Below are 19,897 nucleotides of genomic sequence, written 5' to 3' on the forward strand. Positions count from 1 at the left end.
CAGGGGCAAGGCTAGCGGAGGAACTCCTCGATGGCCGCCGTGACGCCTTCCTCCTCCTCGATGTGAGGCAGGTGCCCGGAGCGCTCGAAGAGGCGCACCTGGGCCTGGGCGATGCGCTGGCGGAACTCCTCCGCGTACACCACCGGCACGATGCGATCGCTCTGACCCCAGACGATGAGCGTGGGGGCCTTGATGCGGTGCATCCGGCGCTTGAGTCCCTTGTCCGGGATGGGCCAGGTGAACTTGCCGGTGCAGGCGAGGCTCCAGGTGGCCTGGACGATGGCCTCCTTCATCTGCTCCGGGTCCGCGGGGAAGGCGGAGAACTGCCGCGCCTTCTCGCCACGAGGATCGTGGAAGCTCGCCTGGAACACCTGCTCGGGGGAGACGATCATCCAGTTGAGCAGGGGAGCGTCATCGCGCCACAGGCCCACGGGGCTGACGAGCACGAGCTTGCCCACCCGATCCGGCCGGGTGGCGGCGATCTCCGCGGCCACCATGCCACCGAAGGAGTGGCCCATGACGAAGGGCCGCTCCAGGCCCAGCGCGTCGAACAGCTCGTCGTAGAAGAGGACGAGCTCCCAGAGGGAGTCGATGGCGTGGATGGCATTGGGCAGGCCCGCCGAGGTGCCGGGGTGCTCCGGCGCGTACACCGTGTAGCGATCGGCGAGGCGGCTCAGCCAGCCGTCCCACTTCGGGCCGGAGGCGCCGTGGAAGTAGACCAGGGGCGGGCCCTTGCCCGCGACCTTCACACGCGTCTCCACCTGACCGCGCCAGAGCGTCAGGGCGACATCCTTGGGCATCATCGCGACACCTCCTTCTGCCCCGCGTTGCGCTTGCCACGCAGCTTCTCCGGCCACCAGTGGTTCTCCCACTGGTCATCCCAGAGGTCGCGCACGTGGGGGAGCACCTCCCGGGCGAAGAGATCGATGTTCTTGAGCGTCAGCTCATGCGGCATGGAGCCGATCTGCAGGAGCACCATGAGATTGCCCACGCGCAGGCTCTTGGCGGCCTCCTCCAGCTGCTGCCTCACGGACGCCGGGCTTCCGCCGATGACGAACTGGTTGTCGACGAAGTCCTTGAACTTCCAGTCCTTCCACGGCTTCTGCGTGATGGCCCCCTGGGAGCGCACGGCGCGCACCAGCGACGGGTGGTCCATGTAGCCCGGCGCGGCGTACCAGTGGGGCGGGAAGTGGAGGCACTTGTCGTAGAAGTAGCGCAGGTGCTTCTCGTAGTCCTCCGCGGCCTGGGCATCCGTCTCGGAGACGACGACCAGCTGGAGGAAGCCGGCGCGGTACGGGTTGGGCTCCAACCCGTTGCGGTCGACGAACTCCCAGAACCCATCCATCACCGACCTGGCGAACTGGTGCCCGAAGTAGCTGAGGTACGAGTAGCTGTAGTTGTTGCGGGCCACGAACTCCCACGTGCTCAGGCTGCCCGCTCCCGGCACCCAGATGGGCGGGGGCTGCTGGATGGGCCGCGGCCAGAGGTTCACCAGGGGCAGCTGCGTGTACTTGCCATTCCAGGCGAAGCTCTCGCGCGAGGACCAGGCCTTGCGCAGCAGCTCATGCGCCTCCCGGAACATCTCGCGCTGCTCGATGGGCGTAATCCCGTAACAGAGGTTGGAGTCCGCCGAGCTGCCCAGCGGCAGGCCCGCCACCAGGCGGCCCCCACTGATGCAATCCAACATCGCGTACTCCTCCGCGACGCGGATGGGGGGGCTCGAGTTCACCATCGTCGCCCCGAGCACGACGATCGCCACCTCCAGGTCCCGGGTGGCGCGGGCCAGCGCGCTCGCCATCAGGTTGGGGCTGGCCATGAAGCCATAGGCGGCCTGGTGATGCTCGTTCACGCAGATGCCGTCGAGGCCCGCCTTCGCGGCGTGGATCAGCTCATCGAGCGTCTCGTTGTACGTGCGCCCGGCCTGCTCCGGGTTCGCCACCTCGAAGAAGGGCGGATCCACCACCGAGGACTGGTAGCGCTTCTCGAAATCCGCGGGCAGGTCCCTGTAGGGACACAGGTGGAACATCGAGACCTTCACGGGCCAATCTCCTTGGTCAGAGCGGTGCCTCCAGGAAGGGTTCGCTGGTGGCGCTGGAAGACTTCCATGTCACTGTTATCAGGTCAACACTTGCCAGAGGAAGGGGAAGAACACCTTTTCCGACATGATGCCCGTACGCACGCTGGGCAAACAGGCGCTCGGAGGCCCGTGCTTGTAGCCCTGTAGCCCAGTGCACATCTCGGAGTCGTTGACGGGCTACATGGGGGACGGCGGGTCCGAGACCCGATCGTTCCCCATCCGGGGGAGCGACGAGCGATGCGAACGGCAATCGTGGGCGCGGGGCTGCTGCTGGGAGTGGCCGGCTGCGCCGGAGTCGGAGTGCAGAGGACGGTACCCACCGAACAACTGGTGGACTCACAGGTCAGCATCCGTCAGGCGGAGGCGGCCGGAGCCGAGTCCATCCCGGACGCGGCGCAGCACCTGCAGTGGGCCCGGGAGCAGACGAACGAGGCGCGCAGGTTGCTCGAGAGCAACCGGCGGGACGAGGCCGCGCTCTTCCTGAAGCGCGCCGAGGCGGACGCGGAGCTGGCCCTGGCCCTGGCGCGCGAGGCCCCGGCCCGTGCCGAGGCCGATCGATTGCTCCAGCAGGTGCAGCAGCTCCAACAGGACACGGTGCAGTAGCCACCACACATGAGGCGCGTCGCGGACGCGATGCCGGAGGAGAAGGTCATGCGGGGATGGAAGCGTCTGACTTGGGGGCTGCTCGGTGCCGCCACGCTGGTGGGCTGCGCGAGCACCCCGCCGCGCGAGCTCTTGGATGCGCGCTATGCCTTTCAACGGGCCTCCTCGGGTCCCGCGGCCCAGTACAGCCCGGACGCGCTCGCCGAGGCGCGCGAGGCTCTCCATGAAGCCAACCGCGCCTACGAGCGGGAGCGGGACTCGGAGCGCACGCGCACGCTGGCGTACGTGGCGCTGCGCAAGTCGCAGATCGCCGAGTCACGTGCCCGGACCCTCGTCGCCGAGCAGGAGCGCCAACAGGCGGAGCAACAGCTCGCCATGAGTCAGGCCTCCGAGAGCCTCCGCACGCGGCAGGAGCTCGACAGGGCGCGCGCCGAGCTCGCCGAGGCCCAACGTCTGCGCGAGGAGGCGGAGCAGCGACAGGCCGAGCTCGCGCGACAGCAACAGGAGGCGGCGCGGCAGCAGGCCGAGCAGCAGCGGCTGGAGCAGGCGCGGCGCGAGGAGCAGGAGCGTCAGGCCCGGCTCGACGAGGCCCAGGCGCGGATGGATCAGCTCAATGCCCAGCTCGAGCAGGAGCGCCAGGCACGGCTCGAGGCCGAGCAGCGCGCCGCCCGGGCGGAGGCCGAGGCTCGTGCCCAGGCCCAGGTGGCGGAAGACCTGCGCTCCATCCGGCAGGTCCAGGTGAAGGAGGAGCAACGGGGACTGGTGCTCACGCTCTCCGGAAGCGTGCTCTTCCGCTCGGGCAGCGTGGACCTGTTGCCCACGGCCCGGCGGAGGCTGGATGAGGTCGCCGAGGCGCTGAAGAAGACCCAGAACCCGCTCGTCATCGAGGGCCACACCGACAGCCAGGGGACCGAGGAGCTCAACGAGGAGCTCTCCTACCAGCGCGCCGAGTCCGTGAGGGACTACCTCGTCGAACGGGGCCTGGACAGCTCGCGCATCCGCATCGACGGACGGGGCGAGTCCCAACCCGTCGCCTCCAACAGGACCGCCGAGGGCCGCGCGAACAACCGCCGGGTGGAGATCGTCATCGAGCGCGGTGTGGGCGGCGCCGGCCAGCAGGAGCCCCAGCAGTCCCAGCCCCGTGAATGAAAAAGGCCCCGCTGCCTCCCGGAGGCAACGGGGCCCGACGGCCGAGCCGCCTGCGCGTTACGGCCGGGCAGGAGCGGCCGTGAGCTGCGCCGGATCGCTGGGGACCTGGATCTCCCCGGCGATGACCTTCGCGCGCAGTTCCTCGACCTTCTCGAGGAGCTCGGCCTTGTTCGGGATCTCCACGCGCACGGGGGCGTAGGTGACGCCGCCCTCCTTCAGGCCCAGCACCACGTCCCCCCCCTGCAGCTTGCCCGCGGCCAGGTCACGCACGGCCTCGTAGACACCCAGGTCCACGCGCTTGAGCATCGAGGTCAGCACGGCCTCCGGAGCCAGGTGCGACTGATCCGAGTCCACGCCGATGACGAACACGTTCTTGTCGGCGGCGCGCGCCTCCTTCACCGCCTGGATGACGCCCAGGCCGTCCGAGCCGGCCGCGTGGTAGACGACATCCGCGCCCTTGTTCACCAGGTCCTGGCCCACCTGCTTGCCAGCGGCCACGTTGTCGAAGCTGCCCGTGTAGTTCACCAGCACGGTGGCCTTGGGGTTGGTGGCGGCCACGCCCGCGCGGAAGCCCGCCTCGAACTTCTTGATGAGGGGCACCTCCATGCCGCCCACGAAGCCCACCTTGTCGCCCTGGGTGACCAGGCCGGCCAGCGCGCCCACCAGGAAGCTGCCCTGCTCCTCGCGGAACGTCACCGTGCGCACGTTGGGCAGGGTGTAGGGCTTGTTGTCGGCGGAGACGATCGGGCTGTCGATGAGCAGGAACTTCGCGTCCGGGTTGCGCCTGGCCACCGTCTCCACGGCGTTCTCGAGCATGAAGCCCACGCCCACGGCCAGGGCCACGTTCTGGTCCACCAGCAGCTGCAGGTTGGGCTCGTAGTCCTCGGGCACCTTGCTCTGCAGCACCACGGGGGTGATGCCCACCGGGGCGATGTCGCGCGAGGCCAAGTCCTGCTGGAGCGTCGCCTTCAGCTCCTCCGGGGAGGCATCCTTGTAGCTGCCGCCCTCCATCTTCTTGCCCGCGCCCCACAGCTCCAGGCCGCGCAGCGCCGAGTCGTTGAAGGAGTGGTCACCCCGTCCACCCACGTCCGTCACCAAGCCCACCTTCAGGCTCTTTTCCTTCGGGGCGGCCGGAGCGGCGGCACCCTCCGAGGGCTTCGCGGCGGTGGCCTCCGGCTTCGTCTCCTCCTGCTTCTTGCAGGCGGACACGAGCACCAGGGCGGACAACAGGGACAGTCGCAGGAAGGGACGAGGAGTGGGCATGGCGCGCCTGTAGCAGAGGCACGCCCTCCCCATCAAGTCAGGCCCCGGTCAGGCCAGGAGCGCCGCGCCGATCAGGCCGCTGTCGTCACCCAGCTCGGCGTCGGTGATGAGCAGCCCCTCGCGAGCGGTCGTGGAGGCGTACGCCTGTACGCCCTCTATCACGCGCCGCCGGATACCCGGGCAGTGCGACAGCACCCCACCTCCCAGGATGAGCCGCGCCGGGTTGAGCACCGTCACCTGGTTGGCCACGGCGATGGCCAGCATGAGGCTCGCCCGCTCGTACACCTCACGCGCCTCGGCGTCGCCCGCCTCCACCGCCTGCTCCAGCGTCACCGGCGTCACCCGGGCGGGGTCCCCGCCCGTCAGCTCCATCAGCACGTGCGAGCGTCCGGTGGCCAGCAGCTCGCGCGTCTGCGCGATGAGGTTGTGGCCGCCCACATAGGCCTCCAGGCAGCCCAGTTCGCCGCAGCCGCACCGGCGCCCATTGGGCACCACCTTGGTGTGGCCCAGCTCGCCGGCCACTCCGCCCGAGCCTTGCACCAGCCGGCCACCGGCGATGATGGCGCTGCCCACGCCCGAGCCCACGAACACGGTGTACATGTCCTGGCTGCCGCGTCCCGCACCGGCGTTGAGCTCGCCCCAGGCGGCGGCGGCCAGGTCGTTCACCACCTTGACCTCGTAACCGAGCCGCGTCTGCAGCAACGCCCCCAGCGGCACGTTGCGCCAGCCGAGGTTGGGCGCCACCGCCAACACGCCCGATTCGCCGTGGATCTGCCCGGCCGCGCCCACGCCGCAGAACTTCACGGGCGTGCCAGCCGACTCCACCGCCGCCTTGGCCGCGTGGGCGATGGACTCCACCACCGCGGAGGGGCTGCGCTCGCCGAGCGCCATCTTGGCGGACGCGACGATCTTCCCCTGCTCATCCACCACCGCCGCGCGAGCGAACGTGCCTCCGAGATCGATTCCGAGCGTGGGCATCCGTATCCTCCAATCAGCGGGGGCCCCCTGCGAGGCCCCCCTCTCTACCTCAGGCCCCGACCTCGCGCTGCATCTTCTCCACCGTTCCCTCGATGAGCTGGCGGATCTCCTCCAGCCGCTCGGGGGTACGGGCCTCGAAGCGCAGCACCAGGATGGGCTGGGTGTTGGAGGCCCGGATGAGGCCCCACCCGTCCGGGAAGGTCACCCGCACTCCGTCCACGTCCACCAGCGCGTGGCCCGCCTGACGCAGCCACTCGGTGGCGCGCTTGACGATCTCGAACTTCTTCTCCTCCACCGTGTCCACGCGCAGCTCGGGCGAGGCGAACGTCTTGGGCACGTCCGCGAGCAGCTCCGACAGCTTCGCCTTCTCGTGGGTGAGGATCTCCAGCAGGCGCGCCGAGGAATAGATGGCGTCGTCGAAGCCGAAGTAGCGGTTCTTGAAGAAGATGTGGCCGCTCATCTCGCCGGCCAGCTCCGCGTGCTCCTCCTTCATCTTCGCCTTGATGAGCGAGTGGCCCGCCTTCCACATCACCGGCTTGCCGCCCTGCTTGGCGATGTCGTCGTAGAGCGTGTAGGAGCACTTCACCTCGCCCACGATGGCCGCGCCCGGGCTCTCCTTCAGCACGTAGCGGCTGAAGAGGATCATGATCTGATCGCCCCAGAGGATGTTGCCCTGGTCGTCCACCACGCCGATGCGGTCGCTGTCGCCGTCATAGGCGATGCCCACCTCGGCCTTCTCGCGCTTCACCGCCGCGATGAGGTCCTGCATGTTCTCCACCACCGTCGGATCCGGGTGGTGGTTGGGGAAGGTGGCGTCCATGTCGCAGAAGAGCGGGACGACCTCGAAGCCCATGCTCTGGAAGAGCGGCACCGCCACCGCGCCGCCGGTGCCGTTGCCCGCGTCGATGACGATCTTCATCCCCTTGCGGCCCACCTTCACCGTCTGACGGACGAAGTGGTAGTACGGCGTGTGGATGTCGTAGGGCGTCACCGTGCCCGGCAGCGGGGACTGCTCGAAGTCGCGCGCCTCGATGAGCTTGCGCAGCGCCTGGATTTCAGGGCCGTGGAAGGTCGTCTTGCCGGCGCCAATCTTGAAGCCGTTGTACTCGGGCGGGTTGTGGCTGCCGGTGATCATCGCCAGGCCATCCACCGGCAGGGTGTTGGCGGCGAAGTAGGTCAGCGGCGTGGGCACCACGCCCACGTCGAGCACGTTCAGTCCGGTGGAGGTCAGGCCACGGCAGAGGGCGTCGCGGAAGCGCGTGGAGGACTCGCGGCAATCACGGCCCACCACGATGGAGCGTCCACCCTTGCGCCGCACCATGGTGCCAAGCCCCTTGCCCAGTAGCTCCACCACCTCGACGGTGAGGTCCTTGTCCACCAGGCCACGGATGTCGTACTCGCGGAAGATATGCGCGTTCATGAGGCTATTTCCTGAAGCCCTCGAAAGAAGGGGGGCTGGGTCGAGGGCCGCGCACTGTACACAAGCGCGGACCCGGGGGGTATCCAAGTGGAGTCTGGCCGAACGCTGGCCCTCCCGAGCCCTTGGAGCCCGAACGAAGGGGTGTCCCCCTGCCCGGCTGCCCGAAAGGGTGTAAGTGGGTGTGAACCCTGTGAAATCCCAAGGAAATCCTAGCGCGTGAGATTTCGGGATTCCTGCTCGCGGTCGAAATCCACGAGTGCCTGGACGATGGCCTCCCGGGAGTCGGTGAGCAGCAGGTAGCGCGCGTAGTCCTGGCCCCGGGCGAGGTGCTCGAGCAACGGGTAGACGGGCCGCGTCCGCGTCCAGAACTCCTGGCCCAGGAAGATCATGGGGCTGACCACGCCCACGGTGTTGTAGTGGTTCTGGCAGGCGTCCTGGAAGACCTCCTGGATGGTGCCGGCGCTGCCCGGGGAGTAGATGACGCCGCCCTTCGCGATGGTGAGCAGGCCGTCCTCGCGGACGCTGTTGGCGAAGTACTTGGCGATATGGGTGGCGAAGGGGTTGGGCGGCTCGTGGCCGTAGTGCCAGGTGGGGATGCCCAGGCTCTCGCAGAAGGGGCGGTCCTCGTCACGCAGGGGCCAGGCCGCGCGAACCTCGAAGGCACGAGAGAGCCACTCCTTGTCCTTGTAGCTCGGCGCCCGGGCGAGGAGCGCGAGGGCCTCGGACAGCTCCGCCTCGCTCCGGCCCGCGAACCAGGCGCCCAGGTGCGTGGCCTCCATGGCGCCCGGTCCGCCACCGCTCACCAGGAAGAAGCCGAGGCGCGCCAGCTCGCGGGCCAGCTCCGCCACCGCGCGGTAGTCGGGCTGCCCCCGGAGCATGGAGTGGCCCCCCATGATGGCCACCACCCGCCGCGGCCGGCCCTGGCTGTGCTGGGCGAGCACATCCTCCATGGCGTCGGTGACGGCATGGTCGTGGAGCCGCTGCGCCAGCGTCTCCAACAGGGAGGGCGGATTGGCGCCGCCCCGCGAGTTCCAGTGGGCGTAGATGCGGGCGTCGGGCGTGTCCGCGTAGCTCTCGGGGCGCGCGGAGTCGAAGCCGGCGTAGAGCTCCTCCGGCGAGTAGAGGCTCCCCCGGTAGGGCGAGTAGGGCAGCCCCGAGAAGGGCGGGAAGACCATGGCTCCGTGCGCGAGCACGGCCAACAGCGCATCCTTCTCGAGCTGGCAGCCCAGGAAGATGGTGCCGGAGAGGTCGGCGCCCAGCAGCACGCGCGTCTGCGCCGTCAGGTCCAGGCCCTGGAGGATGACGTTGGCGAGGCTCCTGCCGCTCGCCAGGTGCTGCTCGAATGCCGCGAGAGTCTCAATCTCGACCAAACGGACCTCCGGAAGCGCGATGGGCCGCCGAAGGTATCAAGTCAGCGCTCCCACAGGGGAGCCAACTCCAGGGCGAGTGATTCGAAGGGCTCGGCGTGGACGGTGACGTTCCCCAGGTGCGCCCCCAGCCGAGACCAGCGCCCGTCCTCCAATCGGTACACCTCCAGCATCCGCGGACCCGGGTCCACGAGCCACAGGTGCCTCACCCCACGCGATCCAGCGCCTCCGTGGAGGGCGACAACACCTCGCAGACCCAGTCAGGGGCGAGCGTCAGTGCGGTGACATCGGGCAGCTCGGGCATGCGCTCACGCCGCCACCCGGCGAGGTCTGGAACCAGCGCTTCGCCGCCCAGGTGTAGCTCGGGCTCGAAGAGGAGCACCCAACCTCCAGGGCCCTCCCCTACCGGGTTCCGATCGAACGGACCCAGTGCCCTGCCCAACCGGAAGGCGGCCCGGGCGTGCACCGTCCTGGGACGCGGGCTCACGTACAGCTCGCCTCCGACGAGCTCCCCGACGAAGTGGGGCGGGACGCGCTCCAGGTCTTCGTACGTGGCTTCGCGCCGTGACGGCTTGTCGCTCATGCCTCCAGGATGCAGTCCCGCCCCTGTCGTCGCAACCCGCTCACGGCCCGGGTTGGGTGCCAAAGGACTCGGCGCCGCGAGGCTGACGCCCGTAGGCCTCACCCGGCTTCAGCGGTGCCAGCCACAGCAAGTCCATCGCCGTCTTCCCGTCCGCCGCGAAGAGGGACACCTCGGGGCGCCGCGGGTCGAACGTCGCGCCCAGCGACCACGGACCGGTGACGCCCTGGCTGAAGGTAACGACCTCCCCGGGCTGCACTGTCAGATCGGGCAGCGTCCACTGCTTGGGCACCCGAGTGAAGCCCGACAGGTGGAGGCCTCCCAGGGACACGGGCGTGGAGCCCCGGTTGTAGAGCTGCACCCAGAAGGCGCCGGAGGCCTCACGGCCCACCCGGTCGATGACGAGCGCCCCGCTCCCGGGCGACTCGATGTCATGCAGGTGTTGGAGCAACCACGCTCGGCGCTCGCGCACGAAGCGATGGAGGAACTCGGCGCTGAGCTCGGCGTGCGCGGGGCTGACGTACGGGTCCACCGTCCTGCCGTCCGCGCCGGGCAGGATGTACGGAGCCAGCAGCGCGTGCATGGCATCGACTCGCGCACCGATGTTCTCCTCGGTGAACCACGTGTCGAGCAACAGGCGCAGCCGGGCCACGTACCGGGCGCGCAATCCCGGATCATCGTAGAGCCGCGTGGAGAGCGTGCTCCAGAGGGGCTTCATGTCCTCCATGCCCGGGAAGGTGGCGCGGAACTCGGCGAGCTCGTACACGTGCGGATCGTAGGCGGTGAAGCTGAAGAGCGGATGGTCCGGCTTCACGCCCTGGATGACGGCGTTGGTGCGGTTGTAGAGGGACAGTGCGTTGTTCAGGTCCCACGGCACGTACGTCCACTTCCCCGTGCCAGGGTCGTGGACCAGGTAGCTGCGCGAGTCCCCCTGGAGGTCATTGTTGATGAACGTCTCCATGGCCAGCCAGGTGAGGTAGTCCTCCAGCTCCAGCCGTTTCTCGAGGAAGGAGGCGAAGCGGTGCGGTGGCGTGCGGTTGACGCCCTCGAGGAAGCTCCACAGCCCGTCCCACGGCTGCTTCTCGTTCGTCTTCTTGTCCCAGGGCTCCATGTACGGCTCCTGGGGCGGCTCGCGCAGCTCGCAGTCGTGCATGCCGCAGCGGTAGAGGTCCCCTTCCTCGTCGAAGCCATGGGCCTCCAGGAAGTCCTTGTTGACGGACTCCAGCTCGGTGAAGACGCCCTCGTACTTCGTGATGACGGAGCCATCGGCCTGCACGAGGTGGAGCTTCACGTGGACGTAGCGGGCTCGCGGCACGCGCAGGCCCATGCTCGCGGCCAGGTCGTACCAGAGCTTCTCGGTGAGGTAGCCCGCGTCCTTCCACGCCGCGAGCAGCTCGATGTTCTTCTTCCCCTCGAAGCGGTCCTCCTTGTCGAAGCGCACGTCCCACGACTTCTTCACGATGCGCGCGTCCGTCTTCGTGGAGCGTCCGCGGAATTTCAGCTCCGTCTCGTACGTGCGGCCCGCGTGGGTGAACCGGCCCATCACCTGGAACTTCTTCGAGGGAGGATCCTGGAGGTGATCGTAGAGGGCCTGATAGTCCTGCTGCGTCAGCGTCAACTCGTACGTGGGAATGGACGTCTGCAGCCGCGGCCACTCCGGCTTCGCGGGCGAGGGCCGCGCGCCCGGAGACGTCCCGGCGTCCGGAGGCGTCCCGGCATCCGGAGAGGTCCCCGCATCCGGGGGCGTGCCGGCATCCGGGGGCGTGCCGGCATCCGGTGCTCCGGCGTCCGGAGACCCCGCGTCCGGGGATACCCCCGAGTCATCCGGGGGCGTCCCGACGTCGACGATGTTCGTGGGGTCCCTGTGTGCGTCGGGCGGTTCGCTCCGGCCGCCACAGGCCCCCAGCACGACGAGAAGTCCGGTGAGAAGTGCGGTTCTCATGCATCCCACCCTGGAGCAAGTGATGCGCCAGGGTCGGAGAGATGTTCCCGGGATGATGAGAGGCAACCCGCGGGAGCATGTGGAGAACCCGGCTTCCCAGGACGGGTGGAACGAGGCCCCGGGGAAGCACTCAATGTGGCGCGGAGGGGAAGGTCGAAGCCTCGGCCGGGCGGGTCGTTTCCGTGCGCATCCGCTCGGTCAGCAGGTAGTAGTAGCGGTGCAGCAGGAGGTTGAGCGGATCCACGCGGAGCGCCTCGGTGTAGCGCGCCAACGCGGCGTCGAGCACGTTCTGGGCCTCCAGGACGATGCCCTCGTCGAAGAGGGCACGCGCGCGGGCCTCCGCGTTCGGCCGGGTGGTGAGGAAGACCTGACGCAGCCGCTCCACCGCCGTCACCGGCACCCCGGCGGCAATGCAGCGGGCCACCCCCTGGAAGTTGCCCCGGGAGGCATCGAAGCGCGCGCGGGCCAGCGGCTCACCAAGCGTCCGTCTGGCGACCTCCAGCTTCCCCCGGAGCGCCTCGAGCGCCTGGCGCTGCTCGGTGGGAAGGGGCCGATGCCAGAAGGGCTCCAGCCGACGCTCGGCCTGGACCACGCGCCGCATCACCTCCGCGAAGTCCGCATGCGGGTGGATGGCCAACAGGGTGTATGGATCCTGGCTGCACGCGGCGGCGCGCGACAGGAGCCGGGCAAGCTCCGGATCCGGCGTCGGCTCCGTGGGAGGCGGCGCCAGCGCCTGGGCAACCATGCGGCGCACGTCCTCGGAGGACTCGGAGAAGCGGAGGATGTAACCCTGGCGACCGCCCCAGGTGCGAGCCTCCTCCGCGGGCAGCAGGCGCACCACGTCGCACGAGCACTCGAGCGCCCATCCATTGTGGGTGAGCTCCGCCCGCATGCGGGTGCCGAGCCGTGGCAGCTGCCCGTCCGCGGCGATGCGCATGCCCTCCTCGCTCAGGTCGTTCACGAGCACCGGTCGCAGCCCCAGGCCTTGAGGCTCCTCGAGCCTCACGCGGAAGGCCGGGGGCGCGATGCAGCCGAAGGCGGGCCGCCGCATGGCCTCGTGCAGCGCGGCGCGGAAGGCCCGGGCGCTGGCGAAGCGGTCATCGGGACGCAGGGACATGGCCTGCATCAGCACCGCGGAGAGCGCCCGCGGCACGCGCTCCTCGATGACGTGGGGCGGCAGCGGCCGGGTGGGCTTGTGCACGAGGAGCATCTCGCCCATGCGCCCGCCTCCGCCGAAGGGCAGCCGCCCCGTGAGGAGCCGGTAGCCCAGCACCGCGAGCGCGTACAGGTCCGTGCGCCCATCCGGCTCGGCGCGCACCCACAGCTCGGGCGCGAGGTAGGCCGGACTGCCCACCACCATGCCGGCGGCGAGCTCCTCCTCGGAGAACCCCGCGGCCAGCGTGGCCGCCATGCCGAAGTCGAGGAGCTTCACGCGCCGCTCGCCGTCCCGGTCCGTGGTGAGGACGAGGTTCTCCGGCTTGATGTCGCGATGGATGACGCCCCAGGCGTGCGCGGCCTCGAGTCCCTCCAGCACCTGAGACAGCAGGAACACGGCCTCCGCGGGAGGCAGCGGCAGCGGCAGGCCCGACAGGGCGGTGCCATTGACGTACTCCATGAGGAGACAATGGTGGCCGCTGGGCGCCTGGCGCATGTCGAGCACCCGGGCCACGCTCGGGTGGACGAGGTGCTGGGCGGAGCGGGCCTCCGAGTAGAAGCGGTCGAGCACGGCCGGATTGTCGGCCATGTGCGGGTGGAGCACCTTCACGGCGAAGTGCGCGCCGCTCGACGAGTGCTCGGCGAGGTACACCGTCCCGAGCGCCCCGGCGCCCAGTTTGCGCACGAGGACGAGCGGCCCGTAGCCCATGCCGGACAGCGCCTCGCTGTCACATGGAGCACCTTCGGACCGGGTGCATGGAACGTTCGTTGGATGTTCGGTGAAGCAGTGGTTGCAACCCATCGCCGCCCCCCAGCGCGCCTGCCTGCAAGGCGGCGCACCAGTGAAGCTTTGCAACCTCCATGCACCCTTGCTTCGTCGAGGATCCAACGGGGCAAGGGGCAGAAGTGCCGTGGGCGGCTCGTGGAAAGATGGGGTTGGCCTGTAATTCCTGCAGACGCCTCCCTGAAAAAAAGGGAGGAATACTGTTCTTCCTCACCCCGCCACGGGCGTCGGGACCGGGCGGGAACGCGTCGTGTCAGGCCTGAACTGGCTGGAGGAACCGTAGCCCCGGCAACACACCCGGAGCTCAGTGGAAGACGGCGGAGAGGGAGTCGAGAACCGGACGGCGGGTGGGCGGAGTCTGGTGCGCGTGGTCGTAGAAGCACTCGGGCCCGAGGTGCTCGATGAGCGCACGCTCCCGCTCATCGCCCCTCGGGGTGCCCGCCTCGGTGGGCGCTTCGTAGGGCTGGACGAGCACGAGTCCCTCTCCGAGCGGCCTACGACAATCCTCGGGCAGCGAGGCGAGACGCTCGCCGAACATGCGCACGAACGGAGGGCCGAAGAAGTTGCGCCAGAAGAGGCCGGGGAGACCCTCGCTGTAGTTCCGCACGGTGAAGGTCTCGATCGAGCCGATGCCATCGTCGCTGGGAACCAGCCGTCGGGTCTTGCGCTCGGCGTCCTCGTCCAGAGCGGCCACGGCCAGAGGAGAGCTCACGAGGCGCATGACTTCAGCCACCTGCTCGGCATGAGCCGCACGCCAGGTGGGATTGGACGCCCGCCTCGCGGAGGAATACCAGACAATGCGTCCGTTATACCGATAGGGCGGAGAATCAATGCGAGCGGGAGAGATGCTGATGAAATCGCTGTCTGTCCGGGCCGCGATGCAGAGGGACCGATGCTCCTCGTATGTCGCGAGGAGCGCACCATGGTCGATGCGGTCGGGATCGAGCTGTTCGTCGAAGGAGGGCGTGCCTCCGTATCTCTCCGGCACGAACCAGCGATGCTTGACGAGAACGAGCCGGAGAATCTCCTGGACCACCGTGCTCGAAGGGCGGCCTGGCGGAAGCTCGATATCGGTCGTGAGATAGCGCAGGCGAGCCATGGGCGATTCTCAGGGTGAATACCGCACGTGAGCCATACCGTCACGCTCCAGGCCCATCAATGCATTGCGTAGCGGCTGGGTCATGTATGTCTTCCCCTCGGGGTGCTTCGCGGAACGAATCCACAGCTCGATATGGCCTCCATGGTTCCGCACGTACTCGATCATGGCCTTGAGGTTGCCTGTGTAGGCCAGTTCCTGGCGTGCCTTCGCTTCCACGAAACGGTAGGGCTGGCCCCACACCAGCTCACTCGGGTTGCCACGCACCGAGTCCGGGATGAAGCCCTGCGCATGACTGCCCGGCGGAGGCATCATCAACGCGGTGTTCTTCTCGAAACCACCTGCCTCGAGCATGCCGTCCTCGAAGACATTTCCCGCCTTTTTGTTGGCGAGGATGGAGCGGTAGCGCCGCTCCCACTCCGGGTCCACCGCGGAGGAGAAACTCCGGTACTTGTGAGGATGGCGGAACTGGTAGTCCACCCAGCGCTGGGCCATGTGCTCGGCACTTCCAGGCACCAGACGCGTGCCGTCAGGGAGCGTGCGCATCCCCAGCACGGGCAGCGCCTGCCCGGGATTCAGGGCATTGGCGGCCAGGCGCAGGGGCTGTTCCAGCGTCCCAGCCACCCGCTCGAGGAAGGCCAGCTCCGCCTCCGTCAGCGAGCCGCCCCTGTCCGCGGCTCGCTGGAGGACGCGTTCAATCTCCTTCACATCCTCGGGGCTCAAGTGGGAGGCAACGCGGGAGAGCACCCGCACCTCGTCCAGGCTCCTGCCAGTGACGAGCGCTACCCGCTGTAGCGCGGCCTCGCCGCCCTTCTTCAGCAGCTTGCCGTTGGCGAACGGCAACACCACGCCAAGGACATGGATGAACCGCTCGGGATGGCTGAGCCGATGGCCGGTGAAGCTGTAACCGGAGACGGCCGCCTCCAGGTCCGTCACCTCACTGATGAGCGGTGTGAGGCCGAGGGTCAGCTCCAGCAACAGCTCCTCCGGGGAGTACGTGTCCTCGGGGGGTGGCGTGTAGTCGAGATGGGGCGGGGCCTTCTTGCCCAGCTCGATGGCGGTGGCGAGGGCGGAGCGGCTGGCCAGCAGGTAGAGCGCGACCTCCGGGGGACTCCGACGCAGGAAGTCCGGGTCGTCCGTATGGGCGTAGGCCCAGGCGAGCGTGGCGCGCACGAGCGCATCGAGGGACTTCTCTCGCAGCGGGTGCTCGGTGAGGCGGTGGCCGGGAGCGATGCGCCGCAGGTGCGCGGCGTGCGTCTCCATCAGACGCATGCCCCACTGCAGGTACTCCTCCAGCTTCGCCTCCACCGCCGACCAGCGCGCGGCCTCCTCCGGACTCATGGAGCCACGGGAGGTGGTTCGCGGTGATGACGGAGGCTCCGAGCGCCTCCAATCCGCGCGCTCCGGACCGGAGGAGAGGGCCCATGCCCGGGTGCGCGAGGCCCTACCGGACTCCGGCCCCGCGCAGGCCATCACCAGGAGCAGCAGGGCGCTGCCGATGATCCACCCCGGTGCGCCCCGTCCCACACGCATGACCACGGCCTACAGGAACTTCTCGCGCTTGCGGGCCTTGAGGGCCTCCACCACCTTGCGCACGTCCTGGCTCTTGTCCTTGGGCACCACCAGCACCGCGTCGCCCGAGTCCACCACCACCATGTCGGTGAGGCCCACCACGGACAGCGGGCGCTTGTCGGCGATCACCACGCAGCCCTTGCAGTCCACCACCACCGCCTCGGGACCGGAGACCACGTTGCCATGCTCGTCCGCGGGACGCACCTCGGGGATGGCGGCGAAGGAGCCCACGTCCGACCAGCCGAAGTCACCCGGCAGCACCGCGATGTTGGTGGCCTTCTCCATCACACCGTAGTCGATGGAAATGGAGGGCAGCTTCGGGAACACCTTCTTGAGCACCGCCGCGAAGGTGCGCTTGCCGGCCGCCTTGCGCAGCGCGTCCAGCCCCTTCTTCATCTCCGGCATATGCTTGTCGAAGGCCTCCAGGATGGCGTCCGCCCGGAAGACGAAGATGCCCGCGTTCCACAGGTACTCGCCCGACTCCACGTAGCGCCGGGCCGTCTCCACGTCCGGCTTCTCGCGGAAGGCCTTCACCTGACGACTCCCGCCCTCCAGCGCGCCGCCCACCTGGATGTAGCCGTAGCCCGTCTCCGGGCGGTTCGGTTTGATGCCCAGCGTGACGAGGTGCCCCTTGGCGGCCACCTGCGCGGCCTCGGCGATGGTCTTCTTGAAGCCGGCCACATCCGCCACGTGGTGGTCCGAGGGCAGGACGACCAGGATGCCCTCGGGGTCCTTCGCGGCCACCTGCACCGCCGCCAGGGCGATGGCCGGCGCGGTGTTGCGCGCCACCGGCTCCACCAGGAGGTTCTTCTTCGGCAGACCCTTCACCAGCTTCGCCGCCTGCTTCGCGTGCAGGGGACCGCAGACGATGAGGGTGTCCTTCACCGAGGCCAGTCCCTTGAGGCGGGAGGCGGTGTCGGTGATGAGCGGGTTCTTCGAGGCCAGGGGGAGGAACTGCTTGGGCCGCGCCTTGCGCGACAGCGGCCAGAAACGGGTGCCGGAACCACCGGCCATGATGACGGGATGGATGTTCATGGGGCGCGCACCATAGCGCCTCGCCTGCCGACCGCCAGGGGCACGCCTGCTCGGTTGCCCAACGAACACCGGCAGGAGTTTTGACCGCGCCGCGAAAAGCCAGTCTCATGCCGGTGCGTTGGAGTCAAAGCACACATCGGTCTTGGTGACGCTCGCCCTCACGCTGGCGCTCGCTGTGGGGTTGTCCCTCGTCCCACAGCTGCCGGAGGCGTGGCGGCCCATTCCCAGCCTCGCCAAGGGGCCGGTGATGCCGCAGCTCGTCGCGCTCGTCACCACCTCCAGCGCCGCCTCCAAGCGCAAGGCCGTGGGCGTCGAGCCCGATACCGACACGAACGCGCCCGAGGTGCCCATCCTCCCCGAGGAGGATGAGCCCGAGGAGGATGCAACCGAGGTGGCCGAGGCCGAGGGCTCCGACGCCGGAACTCCCGAGCCCGCGCCCGAGGTCGCCGAGTCCGACCCCCTGGGTCTGGCGGGCCTGGGCCCCACCCAGCGCGCCAAGGCCCTGCGCATGGAGGCCCTGCGCGAGAAGATGGGTGCCCAGCACGTGGACCTCGAGCCCGGCTGCCGGCGCATGGGCGCCTCCGGGTGCGAGGAGAGCGGGCTCGCCCCCTTCTTCGACGCGCTGCGCGCCCTGCACGAGGGCCGCCGAACCCAGCCCGTGCGCGTGGAGCACCTGGGCGACTCGCTGATCGCCTCGGACCACATCACCGACGTGGCGCGCGTGCGGCTGCAGGATCGCCACGGCTCGGGCGGCAAGGGCTTCCTCTACATCGATCGTCCCACCCGCTCCGGCCGCGGCGTGCGCGCCGGCCAGGCCTCCCCGGGCTGGGTGTTCACCCGCATCATCGATCGCGCCCCGCCGAAGGACCGGCTGCCCTTCACGGGCGTGGCCTTCGCCGCGGGCAACGCGGGCCCCCAGGACGTGCGCTTCGCCATCGGGGACGCGCGCACGGCGGAGATCTTCTTCCTCGCCCAGCCGGGCGGCGGCTCCGTGCAGGTGCTCGTGGACGGCAAGCCACTGCAGCGCGTGCAGACGCGCTGGACGCCCGCGGAGGTGGCCTACGCGCCGGTGAAGCTGCCGGCCGACGCGAAGACGCTGACACTGAAGACACGGGGCAAGGTGGAGCTGCACGGCGTCTCGCTGGAGAACGGCAACCCCGGCGTGGTGTACGACACCATCGGCCTGCCGGGGGCCTACGCGGGCGTCTTCCTGCGCACGCACCAGCCCTTCTTCCGCGCGCAGATGCGCCAGCGCAAGCCGTCGCTGGTGGTGCTCATGTTCGGCGGCAACGAGGCCTTCCGCCTCTCGCGCGACTGGACGAAGCCGGAGGAGATCAAGAAGGAGGCGCAGGCGCTCGTGGAGCTGGTGCGCGAGTCCGTGCCGGACGCCGCGTGCCTCGTCTGGTCGCCCATCGACGCGGCCGTACGCACCATGGGTGGCGAGCTGGTGCCGCGCCGGGGCTCGCGACTGGTGGCGGACATCTTCCGCGACGTGGCGAAGGAAGGCGGCTGCGCCTACTGGGACGCGCTCAACGCCATGGGCGGCGAGGGCTCCGCCATCCGCTGGCTGTCGGCCGGCATGCTCAACGAGGACCTCATCCACCCGCGCGCGAAGGGCTCGGACCTGCTGGGCCACCTCTTCGACCTGGCCATCCAGCGCGCCTATGCCGCGAGCCGCCCTCCCCCCCTGGTGGCCCACGACCCTACCGGCCTCCAGAACGCCGAGAAGACCCTCACCGCCACCTTCAAGCGGATGAGCTCGCTGGAGAAGGGCGAGGAGGCCCGGCTGGGCATCCTCCAGCTCGGGGCCTCGCACACGGCCTCGCACTACTTCACCGACGTGGTGCGCAACGCGCTGACGAAGCGCTTCGGGGACGCCGGGCGCGGCTTCATCGCCGCGGGCAAGGCGTCGGATCGGCTGAAGCCCGCGGGCGTCTCGCGCGAGCTGACGGGCGAGTGGACCATCGAGGACGCGCTGCAGGCCACCACGCCGGGGCAGGCCTGGGGCCTCAGTGGCATCCGCGCGGTGGGTGCCCCCGGCGCCGCGTTGCGCATCCGCTTCTGCGAGGGCTGCGACGCCGCCCCCACGCCTCCCGCGCGGCTCTCCCTCTATTGGCTGGATGGGCCCGGTGCCGGGCAGATGGAGGTGAAGGTGGACGGCAACGCCATGCCTCCCGAGCCGCCTCCCCCCGAGCCCTTCACCACGCCCACGGTCCGCATCCGCTCCTTCCCCGTCACCGGCACCGCCCACGAGGTGGAGGTGCTCAACAAGGGCGGCGGGACCCTCACCGTGCTGGGCGCGGCGTTGGACCTGGAGCAGCGCGGCGTCACCTACGACGCGGCGGGCCTGCCGGGCTCCACCGCCTCCACCCTGGCCAGCGAGGATCCTCAGGCGCTCGCCGCGCAGCTCTCCTCGCGCAAGCCGCAGCTGCTCGTCTTCTGGTACGGCACCAACGAGAGCGGCCAGGCGGACCTGGACGCGGAGAAGCTGCGCTCCGAGTACGGTGAGCTCATCGCCCGCCTCAAGAAGGACGCGGGCGGCGCCGAGTGCCTCCTGATGGGCACCACCGATCGGATGCAGCAGGGCCCGGACGGCACGTGGACGGAGGCCCCCGCGCTCGCCAGGGTGCTGACGGTGCTGCCCGAGGTGGCACGCGCGCAGGGCTGCGCGTACTGGTCCGCTCGGGCGGCCATGGGTGGGGACCACGCCATGCCGCGCTGGCAGCGGGATGGACTGGGCCACACCGACGGCACCCACCTGACGCCCGAGGGCTACGAGAAGCTCGCGGGCATGTTCCTCACCGATCTGCTCGCGGCCTACGAAGCCTTCAAGGCCCAGCCGCCGGCGCTCGCCTCGGAAGTCCAAGGACGCTGAC

At 69.4% G+C, this 19,897-nt stretch carries 16 protein-coding genes; 3 read left to right on the forward strand and 13 right to left on the reverse strand.

Annotated features, from left to right (window positions below):
• Window positions 1-11 precede the first annotated feature (11 nt).
• Both JQX13_RS06265 and JQX13_RS06270 read right to left on the reverse strand, forming a co-directional pair.
• Window positions 12-803 carry an alpha/beta fold hydrolase gene (locus tag JQX13_RS06265; RefSeq protein WP_203408152.1) on the reverse strand — a complete coding sequence of 264 codons (792 nt, stop codon included), beginning with the start codon at window positions 801-803 and terminating at the stop codon, window positions 12-14.
• Window positions 800-2,038, reverse strand: coding sequence for an LLM class flavin-dependent oxidoreductase (locus tag JQX13_RS06270; protein ID WP_203408153.1), 1,239 nt, complete (start codon window positions 2,036-2,038; stop codon window positions 800-802). Before JQX13_RS06270 ends, JQX13_RS06265 begins: the two co-directional genes overlap by 4 nt.
• Window positions 2,039-2,314: 276 nt before the next feature.
• Here JQX13_RS06270 and JQX13_RS06275 point away from each other — a divergent pair, with 276 nt between their 5' ends.
• Both JQX13_RS06275 and JQX13_RS06280 read left to right on the forward strand, forming a co-directional pair.
• Complete coding sequence (locus tag JQX13_RS06275) at window positions 2,315-2,680, forward strand: DUF4398 domain-containing protein (protein WP_203408154.1); 366 nt, start codon at window positions 2,315-2,317, stop codon at window positions 2,678-2,680.
• A 9-nt stretch (window positions 2,681-2,689) separates the two neighbouring features.
• Window positions 2,690-3,829, forward strand: a complete 1,140-nt coding sequence (locus JQX13_RS06280) for an OmpA family protein (RefSeq protein WP_239014579.1) — start codon at window positions 2,690-2,692, stop codon at window positions 3,827-3,829.
• Between the two features lie 57 nt (window positions 3,830-3,886).
• Here JQX13_RS06280 and JQX13_RS06285 read toward each other — a convergent pair whose 3' ends face one another.
• The 11 genes from JQX13_RS06285 to JQX13_RS06330 form a co-directional block, all read right to left on the reverse strand.
• Entirely contained in the window at window positions 3,887-5,092 is a 1,206-nt protein-coding gene (locus tag JQX13_RS06285; protein WP_203408155.1) for a BMP family lipoprotein, read from the reverse strand.
• A 48-nt stretch (window positions 5,093-5,140) separates the two neighbouring features.
• On the reverse strand, window positions 5,141-6,070 hold the full coding sequence (locus JQX13_RS06290) for an ROK family protein (RefSeq protein WP_203408156.1): 930 nt from the start codon (window positions 6,068-6,070) through the stop codon (window positions 5,141-5,143).
• Between the two features lie 49 nt (window positions 6,071-6,119).
• The gene (locus tag JQX13_RS06295) at window positions 6,120-7,490 is read right to left on the reverse strand and encodes a phosphomannomutase/phosphoglucomutase (RefSeq protein ID WP_203408157.1); all 1,371 of its coding nucleotides are present in this window, start codon (window positions 7,488-7,490) and stop codon (window positions 6,120-6,122) included.
• A gap of 209 nt (window positions 7,491-7,699) precedes the next feature.
• Window positions 7,700-8,860, reverse strand: a complete 1,161-nt coding sequence (locus JQX13_RS06300) for an LOG family protein (protein WP_203408158.1) — start codon at window positions 8,858-8,860, stop codon at window positions 7,700-7,702.
• 41 nt (window positions 8,861-8,901) lie between these two features.
• Complete coding sequence (locus JQX13_RS56165; protein WP_430384156.1) at window positions 8,902-9,066, reverse strand: hypothetical protein; 165 nt, start codon at window positions 9,064-9,066, stop codon at window positions 8,902-8,904.
• A complete protein-coding gene (locus JQX13_RS06305; RefSeq protein WP_430384157.1) occupies window positions 9,063-9,440 on the reverse strand; it encodes a Uma2 family endonuclease in 378 nt (125 codons plus the stop codon). Before JQX13_RS06305 ends, JQX13_RS56165 begins: the two co-directional genes overlap by 4 nt.
• Before the next feature lie 40 nt (window positions 9,441-9,480).
• Complete coding sequence (locus JQX13_RS06310) at window positions 9,481-11,379, reverse strand: CotH kinase family protein (RefSeq protein ID WP_203408159.1); 1,899 nt, start codon at window positions 11,377-11,379, stop codon at window positions 9,481-9,483.
• A 130-nt stretch (window positions 11,380-11,509) separates the two neighbouring features.
• Window positions 11,510-13,243, reverse strand: coding sequence for a serine/threonine-protein kinase (locus JQX13_RS06315; RefSeq protein WP_239014580.1), 1,734 nt, complete (start codon window positions 13,241-13,243; stop codon window positions 11,510-11,512).
• 379 nt (window positions 13,244-13,622) lie between these two features.
• On the reverse strand, window positions 13,623-14,417 hold the full coding sequence (locus tag JQX13_RS06320) for a hypothetical protein (protein WP_203408161.1): 795 nt from the start codon (window positions 14,415-14,417) through the stop codon (window positions 13,623-13,625).
• Between the two features lie 9 nt (window positions 14,418-14,426).
• Complete coding sequence (locus JQX13_RS06325; RefSeq protein ID WP_203408162.1) at window positions 14,427-15,947, reverse strand: pre-toxin TG domain-containing protein; 1,521 nt, start codon at window positions 15,945-15,947, stop codon at window positions 14,427-14,429.
• A gap of 9 nt (window positions 15,948-15,956) precedes the next feature.
• Window positions 15,957-17,021 carry a mannose-1-phosphate guanylyltransferase gene (locus JQX13_RS06330; RefSeq protein WP_203408163.1) on the reverse strand — a complete coding sequence of 355 codons (1,065 nt, stop codon included), beginning with the start codon at window positions 17,019-17,021 and terminating at the stop codon, window positions 15,957-15,959.
• Window positions 17,022-17,166: 145 nt separating this feature from the next.
• Between JQX13_RS06330 and JQX13_RS06335 the strand changes: the two genes are divergently transcribed.
• On the forward strand, window positions 17,167-19,896 hold the full coding sequence (locus JQX13_RS06335) for a GDSL-type esterase/lipase family protein (RefSeq protein ID WP_239015247.1): 2,730 nt from the start codon (window positions 17,167-17,169) through the stop codon (window positions 19,894-19,896).
• Window position 19,897: the final 1 nt, after the last annotated feature.

Origin of the sequence: Archangium violaceum, assembly GCF_016859125.1 — a bacterium.
In the GTDB taxonomy this organism is placed as follows: Bacteria; Myxococcota; Myxococcia; order Myxococcales; family Myxococcaceae; genus Archangium; species Archangium violaceum_A.

Bases quoted from the DNA above. Each gene is read 5' to 3' on its own strand.
- JQX13_RS06305 (WP_430384157.1), bottom strand. From the start codon at position 9,440: ATGAGCGACAAGCCGTCACGGCGCGAAGCCACGTACGAAGACCTGGAG.
- JQX13_RS06265 (WP_203408152.1), bottom strand. From the start codon at position 803: ATGATGCCCAAGGATGTCGCCCTGACGCTCTGGCGCGGTCAGGTGGAG.
- JQX13_RS06325 (WP_203408162.1), bottom strand. From the start codon at position 15,947: ATGCGTGTGGGACGGGGCGCACCGGGGTGGATCATCGGCAGCGCCCTG.
- JQX13_RS06280 (WP_239014579.1), top strand. From the start codon at position 2,690: ATGAGGCGCGTCGCGGACGCGATGCCGGAGGAGAAGGTCATGCGGGGA.
- JQX13_RS06330 (WP_203408163.1), bottom strand. From the start codon at position 17,021: ATGAACATCCATCCCGTCATCATGGCCGGTGGTTCCGGCACCCGTTTC.
- JQX13_RS06320 (WP_203408161.1), bottom strand. From the start codon at position 14,417: ATGGCTCGCCTGCGCTATCTCACGACCGATATCGAGCTTCCGCCAGGC.
- JQX13_RS06295 (WP_203408157.1), bottom strand. From the start codon at position 7,490: ATGAACGCGCATATCTTCCGCGAGTACGACATCCGTGGCCTGGTGGAC.
- JQX13_RS06315 (WP_239014580.1), bottom strand. From the start codon at position 13,243: ATGGGCTACGGGCCGCTCGTCCTCGTGCGCAAACTGGGCGCCGGGGCG.
- JQX13_RS06275 (WP_203408154.1), top strand. From the start codon at position 2,315: ATGCGAACGGCAATCGTGGGCGCGGGGCTGCTGCTGGGAGTGGCCGGC.
- JQX13_RS06310 (WP_203408159.1), bottom strand. From the start codon at position 11,379: ATGAGAACCGCACTTCTCACCGGACTTCTCGTCGTGCTGGGGGCCTGT.
- JQX13_RS06290 (WP_203408156.1), bottom strand. From the start codon at position 6,070: ATGCCCACGCTCGGAATCGATCTCGGAGGCACGTTCGCTCGCGCGGCG.
- JQX13_RS06285 (WP_203408155.1), bottom strand. From the start codon at position 5,092: ATGCCCACTCCTCGTCCCTTCCTGCGACTGTCCCTGTTGTCCGCCCTG.